Origin of the sequence: Mycobacterium sp. 1081908.1 (assembly GCF_001673535.1) — a bacterium.
In the GTDB taxonomy this organism is placed as follows: Bacteria; Actinomycetota; Actinomycetes; order Mycobacteriales; family Mycobacteriaceae; genus Mycobacterium.
In genome coordinates this window covers 18,660-33,599 of record NZ_LZLY01000128.1, presented here as the reverse complement: position 1 = coordinate 33,599, position 14,940 = coordinate 18,660, and the positions used below count along the sequence as shown (strand labels likewise).

The window sequence follows — 14,940 nt, the reverse complement described above, 5'->3', positions numbered from 1 at the left end:
CTTCTCAACGCGGAGCCGCCACGTATGCATTCCCGGAGAGGATTGAAGACCACCTGCCGCTAATCCGGACGCCCCGGCGGGAACTCGGCCCGTTTGGCGATCGCGTCGCGATAGGCATACACCCGGTTCGGGACCGTTCCCAGCACCGCGATGGTCTGGCCGTCGCGCCCATACGCGGCGACGAACTCCCATCCGTCGGGATAGCCCTCGACGATTTCGATGGAATCGTAATCCATTGGGACGCCGAGCATTTGGACCTTTACGTCGTACTGATCCGACCAGAAATACGGCACCTCGTCGTGGGCTTCCGCCCCGTCGGGCCCCGCCAGCAGGGTGCGCGCCGCCGCCGCTCCCTGGCGTCCGGCGTCGTCCCAATGTTCGGTGCGCAGATGCCGCTTGTAGAGCGGGTGCCACCAGCGCGCGACGTCGCCGGCGGCCACGACAGCGACATCCTCGGGGCGGCCCTCGGCCGCGCCCGTGGCGTCGCACAGCACCCCGTCGTCGACGTGCAGTCCCGACCCGCCCAGCCAGTCGGTGGCGGGAGTGACACCCAGCCCGACGATGACGAGATCGGCCGGAACCTGCGAACCATCGGTCAGCCGAACCGCCTCCACGTGTCCGTTACCGGCGAACGCGTCGACGCCCACCCCGACCCGCAGATCCACGCCATGCTGACGGTGCAGGTCGGCCCAGCGCGGCGCCAGTTCCTTGCCCAGCGCGGCCAGGAGCGGGCTGGTGGCCTTCTCGATGAGAACCACATCCAGTCCCACCGAACGGCAACTCGCGGCCACTTCGGCGCCGATGAACCCGCCACCGACCACGACGACACGCGGACGCGAGCCCAGCCTTTCCCGGATTGCCAGACAATCGTCGACCGTGCGCAGCATCAGCACCCCGTCGGGGACCGGGCCGCCCGGCCATTCGCGCGGTGTCGCGCCGCTGGCGATCACCAGTCCGTCGAATTGCAGTGCCAGATCCCGGTTTTCGTCGTGCAAGTGGACGGTGCGCGACGCCAGGTCCAACTTGGTCGCCGACGCGCCGCGCAGCACGCGCGCATCGATTTCGGATTGGGGTGCCAGGTCGACGCCTGCGCGGTGCACCTTGCCGGTGAGCAGTTTCTTCGAGAGCGGCGGCCGGTGATAGGGGGCGTGCCGCTCGGCGCCCACGATGGTCAGGGCACCGTCGTAGCCATCCTGTCGCAGGGTCTCGGCCGCGCGGGTCCCCGCCACGCCGGCACCGACGACGACAACCTCCTTTAGCTGAGGGCTCGGCATCGGATCACTCCTTCACCGTGATCGCCTGCGTGGGGCAAGACACCTCGGCGCCGATCAATTGCTGGCGCAGCTCCTCCGGCGGCTGCTCCTGAAGCACGTGAAGTCCGTCTTCTCGTACGTCGAACACCTCGTGGCAGATGCTCATGCACACGCCGTTGCCATCGCAGGTGTCGAGATCAACCGAAACCTTCATCGCACGTCAACCTTTCCCGAGGCGTTTCGTGTTCCGTTGCGGGAAGTCTCGATGCCTTGCGACTGGTCCGGTGACTTCCCTTGGGACTGCGCTCGCTCCTGGGCCGCCTTCGCCACCGGCGAGTAGTTGAGGTAGTCGACCGCCATCTGCGTGGACCCCTCGTCGTTTGGATGGTGGCTGGGCCGCAGGTACCGCACGGGCGTCGTCACCATGAGCTTCCATGGGCCGGGCAACTTGTACTCACGGGCGGCCCGCAGCCAGTCCCGCCAGCGCCACTTCTGGTCGATCGTCGGATCCTGGGCCATCAAGTATCGGGCTCCCGCGACCCACCAACCGATGAACAGCGGCGTCGTGAAGAACATCGAGAACGCCCTGATCCAGTAGTTGCCGCTGACGTGCTGGAAGACGTCGTAGACCAGCGAACGGTGCTCGACCTCCTCGGCGCCGTGCCAGCGCAGCAGGTCCAGCATCATGGGGTCGGCCTTCGCGTAGTCCAGGCCCCGGTTCGTCAGCACCCACTGGCCCAACATCGCCGTGTAGTGCTCCAGCGCCGCCACATCGGCCAGCCGCCGATACAGCCACCACCGTTTCATCGCCGGCGGAAACCACCTGGGGGCATCACCCAGCGTGAACGACAACAGTCGCCCGAGCCGGTCGGTGTACGGCTTGGTGTCGATGCCCTGCTCGGCCAAGTGGTCGAGCACCACCTGATGCGCCCAGGCGTGCCAGGACTCCTGCTGAATGAACGGCTTGATCGCCGCCTCCAGCTCGGGGTCGTCGACCAGCGACGACGCTTCCAGGACGGCCTTGATGAAGTGCCGCTCGCCCTCGGGCAGCAGCAGATGCAGGACGTTGATCATGTGCGTCGAGAACGGATCGTCGGGCACCCAGTGCAGCGGTGTTTCAGACCAGTCGAAACGAACCATCCGGCGGTACTTCGGATGTCCCTCATGGTGAAGTTGGACCTCTGGCATCGGATGCTCCTCCCGCCGACGGGTCGTGTGCCGTCAGCTTCCCTTTCATATTTGAGAGAGCGGTCGATCCAATGGCGGAACGCAGGCCGCCGCTTCGCGACCGTTCAACCGCCCGGGTACCCACCCGTTCGCCGCGTCATGCGTACCGGCGGTACCGGGTTCCCTGGCAGTTCCCTGTGAACGGGTGTTTACCGAAGTAGGGGCCGGGTTGTGCGCGAGTCCGACGGGAAGCAACTGACGCGCGGCGCGGTTGAACGGGCAATGCGCATCGGTGTCGTGTTCCCGCAGACCGAACTCGGTGGAGACCCTGCAGCCGTACGTGCTTATGGGCAGCGCGTCGAGGAATTGGGCTTCACCCACATCCTCGCTTACGACCATGTCGTCGGCGCCGATCCGACAGTGCACCAGGGCTGGCAGGGCTACTACGACATCGACTCGACCTTTCATGAGCCGTTCGTCATGTTCGGCTACCTGGCCGCGGTCACCTCGCTTGAACTCGTCACCGGCGTCATCATCTTGCCGCAGCGCCAGTCGGTGTTGGTGGCCAAGCAGGCCGCGGAGGTCGATCTGCTCACCGACGGGCGATTTCGGCTCGGTATCGGGTTGGGCTGGAACGACGTTGAGTACGAGGCGTTGGGCGAGTCGTTCACCAATCGCGGCCGGCGCTCCGAGGAACAGGTCGAGCTGATGCGCAGGCTCTGGACCGAACGGTCGGTGACGTTCAACGGCAAGTACCACACCGTGACCGGGGCGGGCCTGGCCCCACTGCCGACTCAGCGCCCCATCCCGGTCTGGTTCGGTGCGGCGTCCGACCGCGCCTACGAACGCGCCGGACGGCTGAGCGACGGCTGGTTCCCGATGATGGAGCCCGGACCTGGCCTCGACTACGCGCGTGAACAGGTGCGCCGCGCGGCGACGGCAGCCGGCCGCGACGCCGACACCCTCGGCATGGAGGGCCGGGTCAGCTGGACCGGCGACCCGGAGAAGATCGCCGCTGACATCGCCGCCTGGGAAGCCGCCGGGGCCACGCACGTGTCGGTGAACACCATGAAGGCCGCCCTGGCGACGGTCGACGACCACCTCGCCGCGTTGGAGCGGGTCGCCGCCGATCTGACGTAGCCGCGATTTAGAAGACCGCGAACCAGATGGCGATGTACTGGCAGATCGCCGCGACCGCGGTGCAGGTGTGAAAGACCTCGTGATAGCCGAACGTCGTCGGCCAGGGATCGGGCCAGCGCATGCCGTAAAACAGTGCACCCACGCTGTAGAGCGCGCCGCCCACAACCAGCAACACCGTCGCGGCCGTCCCGGCGTTGTGCAGGATCAACCCGGTGTAGGCGACCGCCACCCAGCCCAGCAGCAGATACAGCGCCACGCCCACCCAGCGCGGGGCGGTCGGCCAAAACAGGGTCAGCGCGATTCCCGCCATCGCGCCGCCCCAGACGATCGCGAGCACCACGTAACCGGTCCCCCGGGGCATGGCGAGCCTGGCGAACGGGGTGTAGGTCCCGGCGATCAGCACGAAGATCATCGAGTGGTCGAGGCGCCGCATCCAATTCCTGCGGACCGCCGACTCCCAGTCGACGCGGTGATAAACCGCGCTGACGGCAAACATCGCCACGATCGCCAGGGTGTAGGTCAGCGTCGAGTGGCCCGCCCGCTTGGAGGCCTCGGCCCACGAGACCACCACCAGGGGCGCGCCCGCGCTGACGGCCGCGACGGCGCAGTATTGGTGGATCCAGCCCCGCAACCGCGGCTTCGCCGGCGCGCCGGCCGCATCGATCGGGAAGCTCAACGTCCCTCCCTCGCACGCGTGGATCGCAAAGCGCTTTCGTCCCAGGCGATCTAAAGCCTGGCTCGATGATTTCGCCGCAACCTAAGTGGCGGCTATGCCGAATCTGTGCAGGACGTGGGACTGCCGGCGGCTAGGTCGTCACGCCCTGGTGGACCTGGACCTGGTCTCCGCCACGGCGTTTCGCCGCATACATCGCATCGTCGGCGATCCTGACGAGCTCGTCGACGATTCGTGCGACGCCACCGGTCAGCAGGCGCAGCTCGGCGCTGGCGATGCCGATGCTCGCGGTGACCTTCGGGAGAAGCCCGGCGAGCGCGGTGCAAAACTGCGTGGCCAGTGGCGTGGCGTCTGAGGTGGCGGCGGTCAGCGCCACCAAAAATTCCTCGCCGCCGGCCCGGCAGATGACCGCGTCGGCGGGAGCATGTTCGCGTAGCAGACCGGCCACCGCCCGCAGGGCACGGTCGCCGGCCAGATGTCCGTGCGTGTCGTTGATGCGTTTGAAGTTGTCCAGATCGACCATCACGACCGTCAGGTGGGTGTGCGCCGGCGGCGGGTTCGCCAACCGGTGACCGACCGCATCGGTGAACGCCCGCCGGTTCAGCAGCCCCGTGAGGGCGTCCTCTTCCGAGCGCTGAACGTAGGTTCCCATCGCGCGGGACATGCCCCAAATGCCCAGGGGGACAGACAGATTGATAAAGGTGTTGATCCAGAGCGCGGATGCCGCCGTGGCCACGTTGGCCTCGTGCGCCAGCCGCACCACCGCCGTGACGGTTACCGCGAGAGCCACCGCGCCGTTGAAGAGTAGGAGCTTGGGCCCGTGAAAAAACGCGATGTACCCGCCGGTGACGGCCATGGCCGTACACGCCAGCGCGGCGAGCGCCCCGGTGGGCTGCACGAGGCTCCACCCGCCGACGAATAACGCGCCCAGCGCCACGCCGGCCTGCGACTGTCGACGGGTGGGCCAGTGGACCATCCACATCAGGGTCACACCGAGAGTGAACGCGACGGCGACCCCGCCGGTGATCACTTCAACGGCGCTCGGCCGGCTCTGGCTCGGCAACACGGTCAGCGGCACCAACGCGGAGGATCCGGCGACGACGACCAAAATCATCCGGCCCGGGCGCAACATCCCGCGTTGGCCAAGGAAAGCAGTGATCCACTCGTATTGATCGGGCTGGCTCCACCACGCCTTGAGCCGTGACATCCGTGCGCGAACCTCCGGCCAGGCGTCGGGTCCCGCGCTGCCCGGCAGCGGCGGGACAAGTAGCAGCTCATGCTATCGGTCGCCGCCGCCGGCGGCCCGCCGGTTTGGGATCCCGCCGGCGCGGAGACCCTCCAGAAGCAGTAGTCGAAGCTCGAAGGAGTTCTCGCGTGGATCAACAAGTCAACATCGACCCGCCGCCGGCGCCCGAAGACGCCAGGAAAGCGACCGAGGAGCAGCGGAAGCTGCAGGAGAAACTGGAGCACAGAGACGATGACCCGGACGGTCCGGGTCTGCATCAGTCCCGGCGCGACCTTCCCGATGAGAGCACGCGGTAGGTCTGGCCGCAGCACGATCGCCGGTTAGCGCTCGACCTTGTCCATCGGGCTGGAGCGCTCCAGCATGCCGACCGTCTCCTCGCCGTTCCACCGGTAGCGCACGCCCGCCTGTTGCAGGGCGGGGAACGTCCAGTTGGCCAGCTTGGCAAGCTGCTCGGGCGGCACCTCGCTCGGATCGGTGAGGTCGTGGGTGGACATGATCGTTTCGCCCGCGATGCGTTCGGTGCCGTCGGCGGTCTCGAGCACCACGGAGACGTCCTCACCGAGCGGTTTCAGCCGCGTCAGCCATGGCGCCTCTGCCACCCGGGCCGGGACAAGGTCGCCGTCGCCGCCGAACAGGTACCCCTCGTTGAACGTGGGCCGCCCGTCCGGTCGCGGTGGATATGCGATGTAGCCGAACCCGCGCCCGCTTGGAAAGAGCGCCGACTGCCAGCAGTGCCCCCAGAATCCTTCCAGCCGGCGCACACCCTGGCGCCGGATCCGCAAACCGCTGCCGCTGAAGGTGTGCTCGCGGCCCGCCACCCGTACCGATCCTGTCGCCCGGAACAGCTGCTCGTAACGCGGCCCGCCCATGAGATCTCCTTCGACCGATGTCTTGAGCGCCGAGGCGGCGTCGTCCTGCAGCGCGCCCTGAACCCATGGCGGCGCGGCCATTTTCGCTTCGACATCGAACCGCAGATCGACCAGCGGACCTTCCTTGCGGCCCTGGGCAAGGTCGGCGGCCGATGTCGCGACCGCCTGGCCGTCGAACGCCATCGTCCACACGTCGAACGGCCCGACGCACGTGAACCGGAGCGGTCCCGCGCCGAGCACGGTTGGCTTGCCGTCGCGGCCGCCGACGGGCCAGCTGGCGCCGTCGTCGCGCAGTCGGTACACGCGGCCATCCGAAAACGCGACGTTGACCTGAAGCCCGTGGGCTTCCCAATTCGCGCCCACCGCCTCGATTCCGATGCGCGGCAGGCCCACCTCGCCGCGGTCGTCGAACACCCAGAAGCTGGCCGAATCGCGCATCTCGGGGTTGTCCGGCCGCTCGGCGAACATGAACTCCCGGGCCGGGTCGATGCCGCCCGTCAGGTCGATCGTCATGCCTGTCTCTCTATCTCATAGGGGCGAGCCACCGCTGCGAATGCTCGACGTATTGCGCGAACAGCGGCCGAATTGCGTTGAGGTCCAGGCCGAATTCCTCTGGCATGGCCTTCGGGTGGGGCTCGCGCCGCTCCGCGTTCTCGGCCCACCAGTCACGCATCCCGGCCTCGAACTCTTCGGTCACCGGTGCGCCGAGCCACTGGTAGAGGCGGCGCACCTCGCCGATGGGATCGGCCTGCATCGCACCGAAGCCGATGTCGAAGAACCGGTTTTCGGCTCCGCCGTCGCGAAACTTCACGGCCCGCTCCATGCCAATCGACCACTGGTGCACGTTCAACTCGCCGAGGTAACGACGGTCGAGGTGGTCGGTGAAGCCACCGACGATGTCGGCGTAGACGTCGGCTACCGACAGGATCACATCGGTCGGATCACGGTGAGTCATAACGAATTTGGCGTCCGGGAACGCGCGGTCGAGGCAGTCGAGCGACAGCACGTGAGCGGGCGTCTTCAGCCGCCAGGGACGCGCCGGTTCCTTCCATGCCAGTAGCTTGAGGACCCGCCGCTGGTAGCGGTAGGTCGACGTGAAGTCCGCCCGGTCGACCAGCCAGGCCGAGTACGACGGGATCTGGGCGTACGCCTGGAAGATCTGTGACTTGAAGTCGAGTGCCATCAGGTCGAGGCACTCCATCGGCCCGTGAATGTCCTGGGGGACGTGATGGCGGGAGCCGGCGACGATCTTCTGCTCACCGGGCGGGATGCGCGGGTCCGCGCCGCGGACGGTCGAAGGTGGCGGGCACGGCTGGCTCGACTCCCAGCTGCGCAGGTAGCGCACATTCGGATCCCGGGCCAGCAAGAACGACAGCGCCGTCGACCCGGTGCGGGGCAATCCCAGCCCGAAGAGGGGCGCATCGATTGGGACGCCGTCGATTTCCGGATGTCGCCGATACCAGTCCTCCACGCACAGCCGCTGCGCGAGATGCAGGCCGATGCGGCCGTAGACGAATGCTTCGCCGCGCGTGTTCAACCGGGCCTCGTCGTGCAATGCGCGCAGCACAATCTCGAGGCCCTCGCGGAAGGAATCGTCGCCGAAGTCATCGAGCCCGGTTCGCTCGACGGCCGCGGTCATCAACTCGCCGGGTGATACCACGATGCGCCTCCACTTTCGTGGCAGTATACTGTCATGAATATGACTGGACCGTCAACGGCCGCCCGCCGGCGCTACGACAACCGGGCGCGACGGCAGAAGGCGGCCGAAACCCGCGCGCGGATCGTCGCCGCCGGCACGGAGTTGGTGCACGGCTTCGACACATGGAATTGGCGGGACCTTACGTTTCGCGCCGTCGCCGACCGCGCGGGCGTCGGCGAGCGCACCGTCTACCGTCACTTCCCGACCGAGCGGCATCTGCATGACGCCGTCATGCAGCGGTTGGAATCCGAAGCGGGCATCTGCTACGAGGACGTGGACCTGGGCAACCTCGCCGAGGTGACCGGCCGTGTTTTCGCTTCGCTGCAACGGTTTTCGGTGCGCCAGTCCATGCAGGCGCCGAACGACCCGACTTTCGTCACCGTCGACCACCGCAGGCGCCAGGCCCTGCTGCGCGCCGTGTCGACCGCCGCCCCGCATTGGTCGCCGACGGATCAACACCTGGTAGCGGGGCTGCTTGACGTGCTGTGGAACCTGCCCAGCTACGAGCGCCTCGTCGGGGTCTGGAACGTCGACGGCGACGACGCGACGCGAGCGATCGGCTGGCTCATGGACAAAGTGATCGACTCGATCAAAAGGGACAAACCCGTCGTTACGGGCAAGCGAGATACGTTCCGTGCCCCTCGATCACCACGTCGCCGCTGAACCGCAAGACTTCGCTGACGGACTTGCCGTCTTGGTTTCGGTACGCGATGACGACGGTGTCGACTCCCCGGTAGACGCCCTCGACGGCGAAGCGGAGGTTGGGAATGTGCTGCAAGGCGCGGGTCCAGTAGCGCCGCAGCGCGGACTTGCCCCGAACGATACCGGCCGTTTCCGGGAGAAGCTCCGCCGCAACCGGTGAAGTGAATACCACGTCCTCGTGGAAGTGCTTCAGCACGGACTCGACATCGTGCGAATTCCATGCCGCTACCCACTGCTCGCTGAAGGCGACCGCGTCGACGTTCACACAGCACGACTGTACGCAAGCCGGCGACGGTCGACGGTCGGCCCGCGCCGGTGTGGTAGACAGGCCGCGTATGCGCGACAATGCCCTGCCCATCACCGGCCAGACCTGCTGGCGCGCGGAGCGCGCCGACCAGCTGGCCTGCGTGATCGACGCCGCCGACTACTTTCTTCAGGTGAAGGCGGCGATGCTGCGCGCCAACCATCGAATCATGTTGATCGGCTGGGACTTCGACGCCAGGACGACATTCGAACGAGGAAGGAAGAAGCTCCCCGGCCCCAACCAGCTGGGCGCCTTCCTGTACTGGCTGCTGTGGCGGCGCCCGGCCCTGGAGATTTACGTGCTGAAATCCAACCTGCGCCTGCTGCCGGTCTTCGACGGCATATGGTACGGCGTCACGCCGGTGTCGGTGGTGAATCGGCTCAGCAGCCGGCGATTGCGCCTGGCCATCGACGGGGCCCGGCCCACCGGCGCGGTCCATCACCAGAAGATCGTGATCATCGACGACGTCCTGGCGTTCTGCGGCGGCATCGACCTCACCCTGGATCGCTGGGATACCCCGGAACACAAGCACAACAGCCGATTTCGCCGCGCGGTCGGCCGGAGATACGGACCTCGCCATGAGGTCGCGGCCGCGGTGGACGGCGCCGCGGCGCTCGCGCTCGCCGAGGTCGCCCGGGACAGGTGGCGGGCCGGAACGGGCGAGTCGCTGGCCCCGATCGAGGCCGCGCGCTCCGTCTGGCCCGGCGGCTTGCGGCCGATTTTGCGCGATGTCGAGGTCGGGATCGCGCGCACGCTGCCCACATTCGGTGGTCGTGACGAGGTTCGCGAGGTGGAAGCGCTCAACCTCGCGGCGATCGCCGCGGCGCGTCACACCATCTATCTGGAGAACCAGTACCTGGCCGCCCGACAGGTGATCGAGGCGCTGGCCGCCCGGCTCAGGGAGCACGACGGTCCCGAGATCGTCATCGTCCTCCCCCGCCGCGGCCTGAACCGCCTCGAGCGCGAAACGATGGACAGCGCACGCCACCGGCTCATCCAAGAACTCTGGGCGGCCGACGAACACCGCCGCTTGGGCGTCTATTGGGCGGTGACCGACGGCGGGTCGCAGATCTACATTCACTCGAAGGTATTGGTCGTCGACGACTGGCTGTTGCGCATCGGCTCGTCCAACTTCAACAACCGGTCGATGGGGTTCGACAGCGAGTGCGACCTCGCCATCGAGGCGGATCCGAATGCCGAAGCGCACGAACACATCCGGCGCGCGATCGAGTCGGTGCGCCAGCAACTCGTTTGTGAGCACCTGGGCGTATCCGGCGACGAATTCGAGCGGACGATGCGGCAGGGTCGGTCGCTACTGCGGGCCGTCGAAACGTTGCGGGGGCAAGGTAAGACATTGCGACGATTCACCGGGCGGACCGTGGCCGGCGAGGACAGCGCGCTGGCCGAGAACGACCTGATGGATCCCGATCACGTTCCGCGATCCTTGACCCGCAGTATGCGGCGGTTGATTACGAAACTGTCCGCACAACCACGCGGTTCGCGCTGAAATTCGGAATGGCCCGTGGTTTTCAGTAGCGATTAGTAGCATACGAGGGTTCGGTCGTCGCGTCGTTGAGCGATGTCGAGGAGGGCCAGGGGCGACGAAAATGCGCTGGATCGGCGTGTGGTGGCGTCAACCCGACCACTATGACTGGTTGTCGGATTACCTTGCCGCGCGCGGATTGAAGCCGTTTGTCCGCTTTTTACTGGTCGCCATCCTGACAACCCTGGCCGCGGCGACCTTCCTGATGCTGAGCAGCCCGTCGGGTCCACGGACCGCCGCGGGGCGCGCCATGGCTGTGGCGTTCGTCGTCGTCCTGGCGGGCATGGCGCTGGTGTGGCTGCGCGGTTGGCCGACGCTGCTTCAGTCCCAGGTGTTTTCGGCGGTGGGGACGCTGGGCATCGCCGCGACATGCCTGATCGAGAGCGACCCGCTCAGCGGGTTGCTGGGTTGCGCGGCATTCGGGGGCCTCGCCGGCTACGTCGCATTTTTTCATTCGGCACGTCTTCTCGTTTTCACGTTGGACACGGCCTTGGCTACCGCGGCGGTGTGCGCCGGCCGGGTCGCGGTGGCCGGTGATGTGTCGATGGCCGCGGCCAAATTCCTGGTCCTCAGCGCGGGGATCCTGGCGGTACCGTTCTGCGGCCAGATCCTCGTTCATTGGCTGTCGGTGGACGCGCTGAAGTCTTCCACCGATCCGCTCACCGGCCTGCGCAATCGGCGGGGCTTTTATCGGTCCGCGTCCAGGCTGTTGACCGCCCAGACGCCCGCGCTGTGTCTCAGCGTGTTGATGCTCGATCTGGACAATTTCAAACGCATCAACGACACCTACGGGCACGCCACGGGGGACCGCATCCTGGTGGCGGTAGCCGACAACCTGCGGCGAATCAGCAATGGCGCCACGGTGCTCGCCCGGGTCGGCGGAGAGGAGTTCCTGGTCGCCGAGACGATCGGGGTAGACGACGCGCTTCGGGCCGCCGAGGCGGTGCGCGAGGCAATTGCCGGCACACCCTGGGGCGTGACGGCGAGCCTGGGCGTCAGCAGTATCCAGCTGCCGCCGGAAAGCGCACCCGTCAACCGCCAGATCGTCGAGCGCCTTGTGGACGCCGCCGACGGCGCGATGTACGAGGCGAAACGCGCTGGGGGAAACCAGATTCGGCACGCCGACATTCCGGTACCACCCGGGCGCTGAGGCCGGCGCCGGCGCGGCTGATCAGGAAGCCGTCCCGGTGATCGCCGGGCCTTCCGGGACGAGCACATCGACCAGGCGCTCGATGCGCTCGGCCACCGCCGCGCGCGGCACCCGGATCGCCGCCACGTCGTCGAAGTGACAAAGCCCGAGCAGGAGGAGAAAGACGGCTTTGGTGGTGGCCTTTGGGTTCGGATCGGTGCCCGAGAGTGCCCCGACGAACCGGTCGGCGTACTCGTGATGCCACTGGCGGATCAGGGCCGCCAACCGCGCATCGCGGCGGCTGGCGAGGTGCAGCTCGGCGATGAGGCGGCGGTTCTGGCGCATCCCGGGCTGCAGATAGGCCATGGCGATCGCATGCAGGGGACGCTCGCCGCGGCCGTTGCGCAGCGCGACGGCGGTGATCTGGTCAAGGGCACGCACCGCGGCGGCGTACAGCAATTCCTCCCGGTTGTGGAAGTGGTTGTAGACCGCGGTCGGTGACACGCCCGCCCGCTCGGCGATCAGTGGCAGGGTGCTGCCTTCGAATCCCCGTTCAACACACACCGCCGCGGCCGCCTCCAGCAGTCGCCGGGTGGTGACCTGCCCATCGGAGTTGGGTGGGCGTCCTCGAGATCGGCGCGGGGGAGCCGGCCGCTGTTTCCTTGCAAAATGAGTGCCCATTCATAAAACTATCCCACAGGAGAGATCGGCGGCATGCCGGAGACGAGGTGACCATGGGCATCGGCTCCCACGCGATGGACGCGGTATTGGAGTGTTCCCGGGCGGAGACGGCGCGGGTCGCCTACCCGGCGGAATTCCCGGTGCTCCCGCCCGTGCCCGGCGCACGCTATTCGGATCCCGGCTTCGCGAAGCTCGAAGCCGCCGCGGTCTTTTCCCGCTCGTGGTTGTTCGTCGCCCACGCCGACCAACTGCGCAAGCCGGGCGACTACCTGCTGCTCGACCAGCTCGACAGGCCCATCATGCTCCTCCGCGGCGGGGACGGCGTCGTCCGCGCGTTCTACAACACCTGCCGCCATCGCGGGGCCGCCCTCGTCGAGGAATCGCAGGGGAATGTGGGCCGCCGGCTCACCTGTCCCTTCCACGCCTGGACGTACTCGCTGGACGGAAAGCTGGCCGGATACCCCGAGGCGCTGAACTTCTCCGGCCTCGACCGCGACTGTCACGCCCTGGCCGAGCTGCGGTCCGCCTGCTGGGGTCCGCTGGCATTCATCAACCTTGACGCGGACGCACCGCCGTTGTCCGACTTCCTCGGCCCCGTCGGCGACGACCTCAGCGATTTCGCCGAGCTGGACGGCCGCCTGCACCTGGCGGATCGCACGGTGCGCCACGTGCCGGTCAACTGGAAGCTGCCCGTCGACGCGAATCTCGAGAGTTACCACGTCAATTACGTGCACCGGACCACGGCGGCCCGAACGCTTCAACAGTCCGGCACCGGAATCCAATTGCTACCGAACGGCCACTCCCGCATGCTCGTCCCCTACCGCGACGGCGTCGACGGCGAGACGCTGTCGCCGTTCCCAAGCGTGTTCCCCAGCCTCGGGGATCTGCCCTTCCGTGGCACGTTCTCCTATCACGTGTTCCCGAACCTGAGCATCGTGTTCGCCGGGGCCGGGTTCGTCTTCCTGATCACCAACTGGCCCACCGGCCCGTCGACGTCGGCGTACAACGTCCACTGGTGTTCCTCGCTGGGCGCCGACGACGGCGCGACCCGGCAGACCAATGAGATGGTGATCGCGGCCTTGTCGCGGGTGTTGTTCGAGGACCTCGACGTGCTGCCCGGCCAGCAGCGTTCGCTCGATGCCGGCACCCTCCAAGCACTGCGGCTCGGCTATCAGGAGCGGCGCATCTACCACCTGCACGAGGCGATCGACCGAACCATCGGCATCGATCGCGTTCCCGAATCCCTCCGAGTCCCACAGCTGCTCGGGCCGTTCGTCCAGGGCTGACGTGCACCCCTTCGTCGCGCTGATGCGCAAGTACTGCATCGACTACACGAACTCGCACGATCAATCGGTCTACCCAGAGATCATGGAGGCCGACTACGTCGTCCACATCAACGGCCTATCGCTGGTCCGGTCGACCACCTATGCCGAGGCGGTTCGTCAAATCTTCGATGCCGCACCGGGTTTGGGCATCGTCGTGCACGAGTTCGTGCTCAACGGCGATCGCCTGTGCATGCACTTTAGCGAGCACGCGGCCATGCCGGCCGGTGGGGAGCGCGCGCTTGCCTGCTGGCGCGGGATCGGGCTGTACAAGTGGAACGGCGCCCGGCTGACGGAGAACTACGTCGAGCAGGATTATTTCGCGATGCGGGCGCAGATCGCGAGCGGGCACCCCCACCCGTTGATGCCGCCGCACCTCGATCCCTGGACGACGACCGAGGCGGTGCCGGCTGATCCCGGCGCCGAACAAACCGTGCGCGCCTGGCTCGAGGGGGCCGATCTTGCCGCCGCGCCGGTGCACGACATCGATGACGCCCGCACCGGGGCCACCTACCGGGCGGTGCTCGATCCCCGCGAGGTGGTGGTCAACGATCTCTTCTCCGCGGGCACCGACGTTCCCTTCCACGTCACGATCCGAGGTCCGTACCGCGGCGGCCTGGGTGCGGCTGCCGAAGCGCACCTCGGGGAGACCGCCACGCTTCACGTGGCCGGCATCGCTCAGGTCGCCGACGGCGCGGTCGCGTCCGTCAGGGCGGTGACGGCGCGCGCGCAGACCCTGGCCGAGCTCACCCGCCCCGCTTAGTAGCGCCGCAACTTTTGGGCGCGACCGGTGAGGGCGGTTATCCGGTAGTGGTCGCGCTGACCGGGCAGCGTTGGCACAGCGGGAATCTCGTGGGTCGTGGTGATCAGCATGGTATGCACCGGGATGTCCACTTCCTTCGTCGGAATGACCACCGTGGGGAAGAGAATCGTCGCGACGACCGAACCGGCGTCGCCGAATTCGTGAGTCGTCACGCTCAGGCACCAGCCCAGGTCGGCCACGAAGGTACTGCGGATCTGTTCCCGTTCGAAGTTGAGCATGCGCTGGCCGTGTTCGTAGCTGAGGACGTAGGGCGGCCTGCCGGGGATGGGTGGCGGGGTGATGCAGTAATCGATGGAGATGCCGTCACCGACGAGGTCGCAGCAGTAGTCGGGAAACGTCTGGTGGGTGACTGTCGCTGCGGTCATCGGGATCGGATTTCTGGGCTCATG

At 67.2% G+C, this 14,940-nt stretch carries 17 protein-coding genes; 7 read left to right on the top strand and 10 right to left on the bottom strand.

Annotated elements, in window-relative coordinates; all coding sequences use genetic code 11:
• Positions 1–59: 59 nt before the first annotated feature.
• From A5655_RS20800 to A5655_RS20790, 3 genes are read right to left on the bottom strand one after another with little or no spacing between them, the layout of a single operon-like run.
• Positions 60–1,274 carry an NAD(P)/FAD-dependent oxidoreductase gene (locus A5655_RS20800; RefSeq protein ID WP_067013261.1) on the bottom strand — a complete coding sequence of 405 codons (1,215 nt, stop codon included), beginning with the start codon at positions 1,272–1,274 and terminating at the stop codon, positions 60–62.
• 4 nt (positions 1,275–1,278) lie between these two features.
• Positions 1,279–1,467, bottom strand: coding sequence for a ferredoxin (locus tag A5655_RS20795; RefSeq protein WP_067013259.1), 189 nt, complete (start codon positions 1,465–1,467; stop codon positions 1,279–1,281).
• Positions 1,464–2,441, bottom strand: coding sequence for a metal-dependent hydrolase (locus A5655_RS20790; RefSeq protein WP_082978777.1), 978 nt, complete (start codon positions 2,439–2,441; stop codon positions 1,464–1,466). The genes A5655_RS20795 and A5655_RS20790 overlap by 4 nt, the downstream gene beginning before the upstream one ends.
• Positions 2,442–2,702: 261 nt before the next feature.
• Here A5655_RS20790 and A5655_RS20785 point away from each other — a divergent pair, with 261 nt between their 5' ends.
• Positions 2,703–3,560 (top strand): LLM class F420-dependent oxidoreductase, encoded by an 858-nt coding sequence (locus A5655_RS20785; RefSeq protein ID WP_067013257.1) that lies wholly within the window; start codon positions 2,703–2,705, stop codon positions 3,558–3,560.
• Positions 3,561–3,567: 7 nt separating this feature from the next.
• Here A5655_RS20785 and A5655_RS20780 read toward each other — a convergent pair whose 3' ends face one another.
• Positions 3,568–4,236, bottom strand: coding sequence for a hemolysin III family protein (locus tag A5655_RS20780; protein ID WP_231999219.1), 669 nt, complete (start codon positions 4,234–4,236; stop codon positions 3,568–3,570).
• A gap of 130 nt (positions 4,237–4,366) precedes the next feature.
• Complete coding sequence (locus A5655_RS20775; RefSeq protein WP_067013253.1) at positions 4,367–5,440, bottom strand: GGDEF domain-containing protein; 1,074 nt, start codon at positions 5,438–5,440, stop codon at positions 4,367–4,369.
• Between the two features lie 167 nt (positions 5,441–5,607).
• Here A5655_RS20775 and A5655_RS28370 point away from each other — a divergent pair, with 167 nt between their 5' ends.
• Positions 5,608–5,775, top strand: a complete 168-nt coding sequence (locus A5655_RS28370) for a hypothetical protein (protein WP_197508753.1) — start codon at positions 5,608–5,610, stop codon at positions 5,773–5,775.
• Between the two features lie 24 nt (positions 5,776–5,799).
• Here A5655_RS28370 and A5655_RS20770 read toward each other — a convergent pair whose 3' ends face one another.
• Both A5655_RS20770 and A5655_RS20765 read right to left on the bottom strand, forming a co-directional pair.
• Entirely contained in the window at positions 5,800–6,861 is a 1,062-nt protein-coding gene (locus A5655_RS20770; protein WP_067013252.1) for a hypothetical protein, read from the bottom strand.
• Positions 6,862–6,871: 10 nt separating this feature from the next.
• Positions 6,872–8,008, bottom strand: a complete 1,137-nt coding sequence (locus tag A5655_RS20765; RefSeq protein ID WP_067013250.1) for a sulfotransferase — start codon at positions 8,006–8,008, stop codon at positions 6,872–6,874.
• A gap of 39 nt (positions 8,009–8,047) precedes the next feature.
• Here A5655_RS20765 and A5655_RS20760 point away from each other — a divergent pair, with 39 nt between their 5' ends.
• A complete protein-coding gene (locus A5655_RS20760; protein WP_067013248.1) occupies positions 8,048–8,710 on the top strand; it encodes a TetR/AcrR family transcriptional regulator in 663 nt (220 codons plus the stop codon).
• On the opposite strand, the gene A5655_RS20755 is transcribed toward A5655_RS20760, so the two are convergent.
• Positions 8,658–9,014 (bottom strand): nuclear transport factor 2 family protein, encoded by a 357-nt coding sequence (locus A5655_RS20755; RefSeq protein WP_067013246.1) that lies wholly within the window; start codon positions 9,012–9,014, stop codon positions 8,658–8,660. The genes A5655_RS20760 and A5655_RS20755 overlap by 53 nt on opposite strands.
• A gap of 70 nt (positions 9,015–9,084) precedes the next feature.
• On the opposite strand from A5655_RS20755, the gene A5655_RS20750 reads away from it, so the two are divergent.
• Both A5655_RS20750 and A5655_RS20745 read left to right on the top strand, forming a co-directional pair.
• On the top strand, positions 9,085–10,560 hold the full coding sequence (locus A5655_RS20750; protein WP_067013244.1) for a phospholipase D-like domain-containing protein: 1,476 nt from the start codon (positions 9,085–9,087) through the stop codon (positions 10,558–10,560).
• Between the two features lie 100 nt (positions 10,561–10,660).
• Complete coding sequence (locus A5655_RS20745) at positions 10,661–11,746, top strand: diguanylate cyclase (RefSeq protein ID WP_067013242.1); 1,086 nt, start codon at positions 10,661–10,663, stop codon at positions 11,744–11,746.
• A 21-nt stretch (positions 11,747–11,767) separates the two neighbouring features.
• Here the strand turns inward: A5655_RS20745 and A5655_RS20740 are convergent, their stop codons facing one another.
• The gene (locus A5655_RS20740; protein ID WP_082978774.1) at positions 11,768–12,406 is read right to left on the bottom strand and encodes a TetR/AcrR family transcriptional regulator; all 639 of its coding nucleotides are present in this window, start codon (positions 12,404–12,406) and stop codon (positions 11,768–11,770) included.
• Between the two features lie 53 nt (positions 12,407–12,459).
• Here A5655_RS20740 and A5655_RS20735 point away from each other — a divergent pair, with 53 nt between their 5' ends.
• Positions 12,460–13,692, top strand: a complete 1,233-nt coding sequence (locus A5655_RS20735) for an aromatic ring-hydroxylating dioxygenase subunit alpha (protein ID WP_067013238.1) — start codon at positions 12,460–12,462, stop codon at positions 13,690–13,692.
• Position 13,693: 1 nt separating this feature from the next.
• A complete protein-coding gene (locus A5655_RS20730; protein ID WP_067013236.1) occupies positions 13,694–14,491 on the top strand; it encodes a hypothetical protein in 798 nt (265 codons plus the stop codon).
• Here A5655_RS20730 and A5655_RS20725 read toward each other — a convergent pair.
• Positions 14,488–14,916 carry a hypothetical protein gene (locus A5655_RS20725; RefSeq protein WP_067013234.1) on the bottom strand — a complete coding sequence of 143 codons (429 nt, stop codon included), beginning with the start codon at positions 14,914–14,916 and terminating at the stop codon, positions 14,488–14,490. The two genes, A5655_RS20730 and A5655_RS20725, sit on opposite strands and share 4 nt — an antisense overlap.
• Positions 14,917–14,940: the final 24 nt, after the last annotated feature.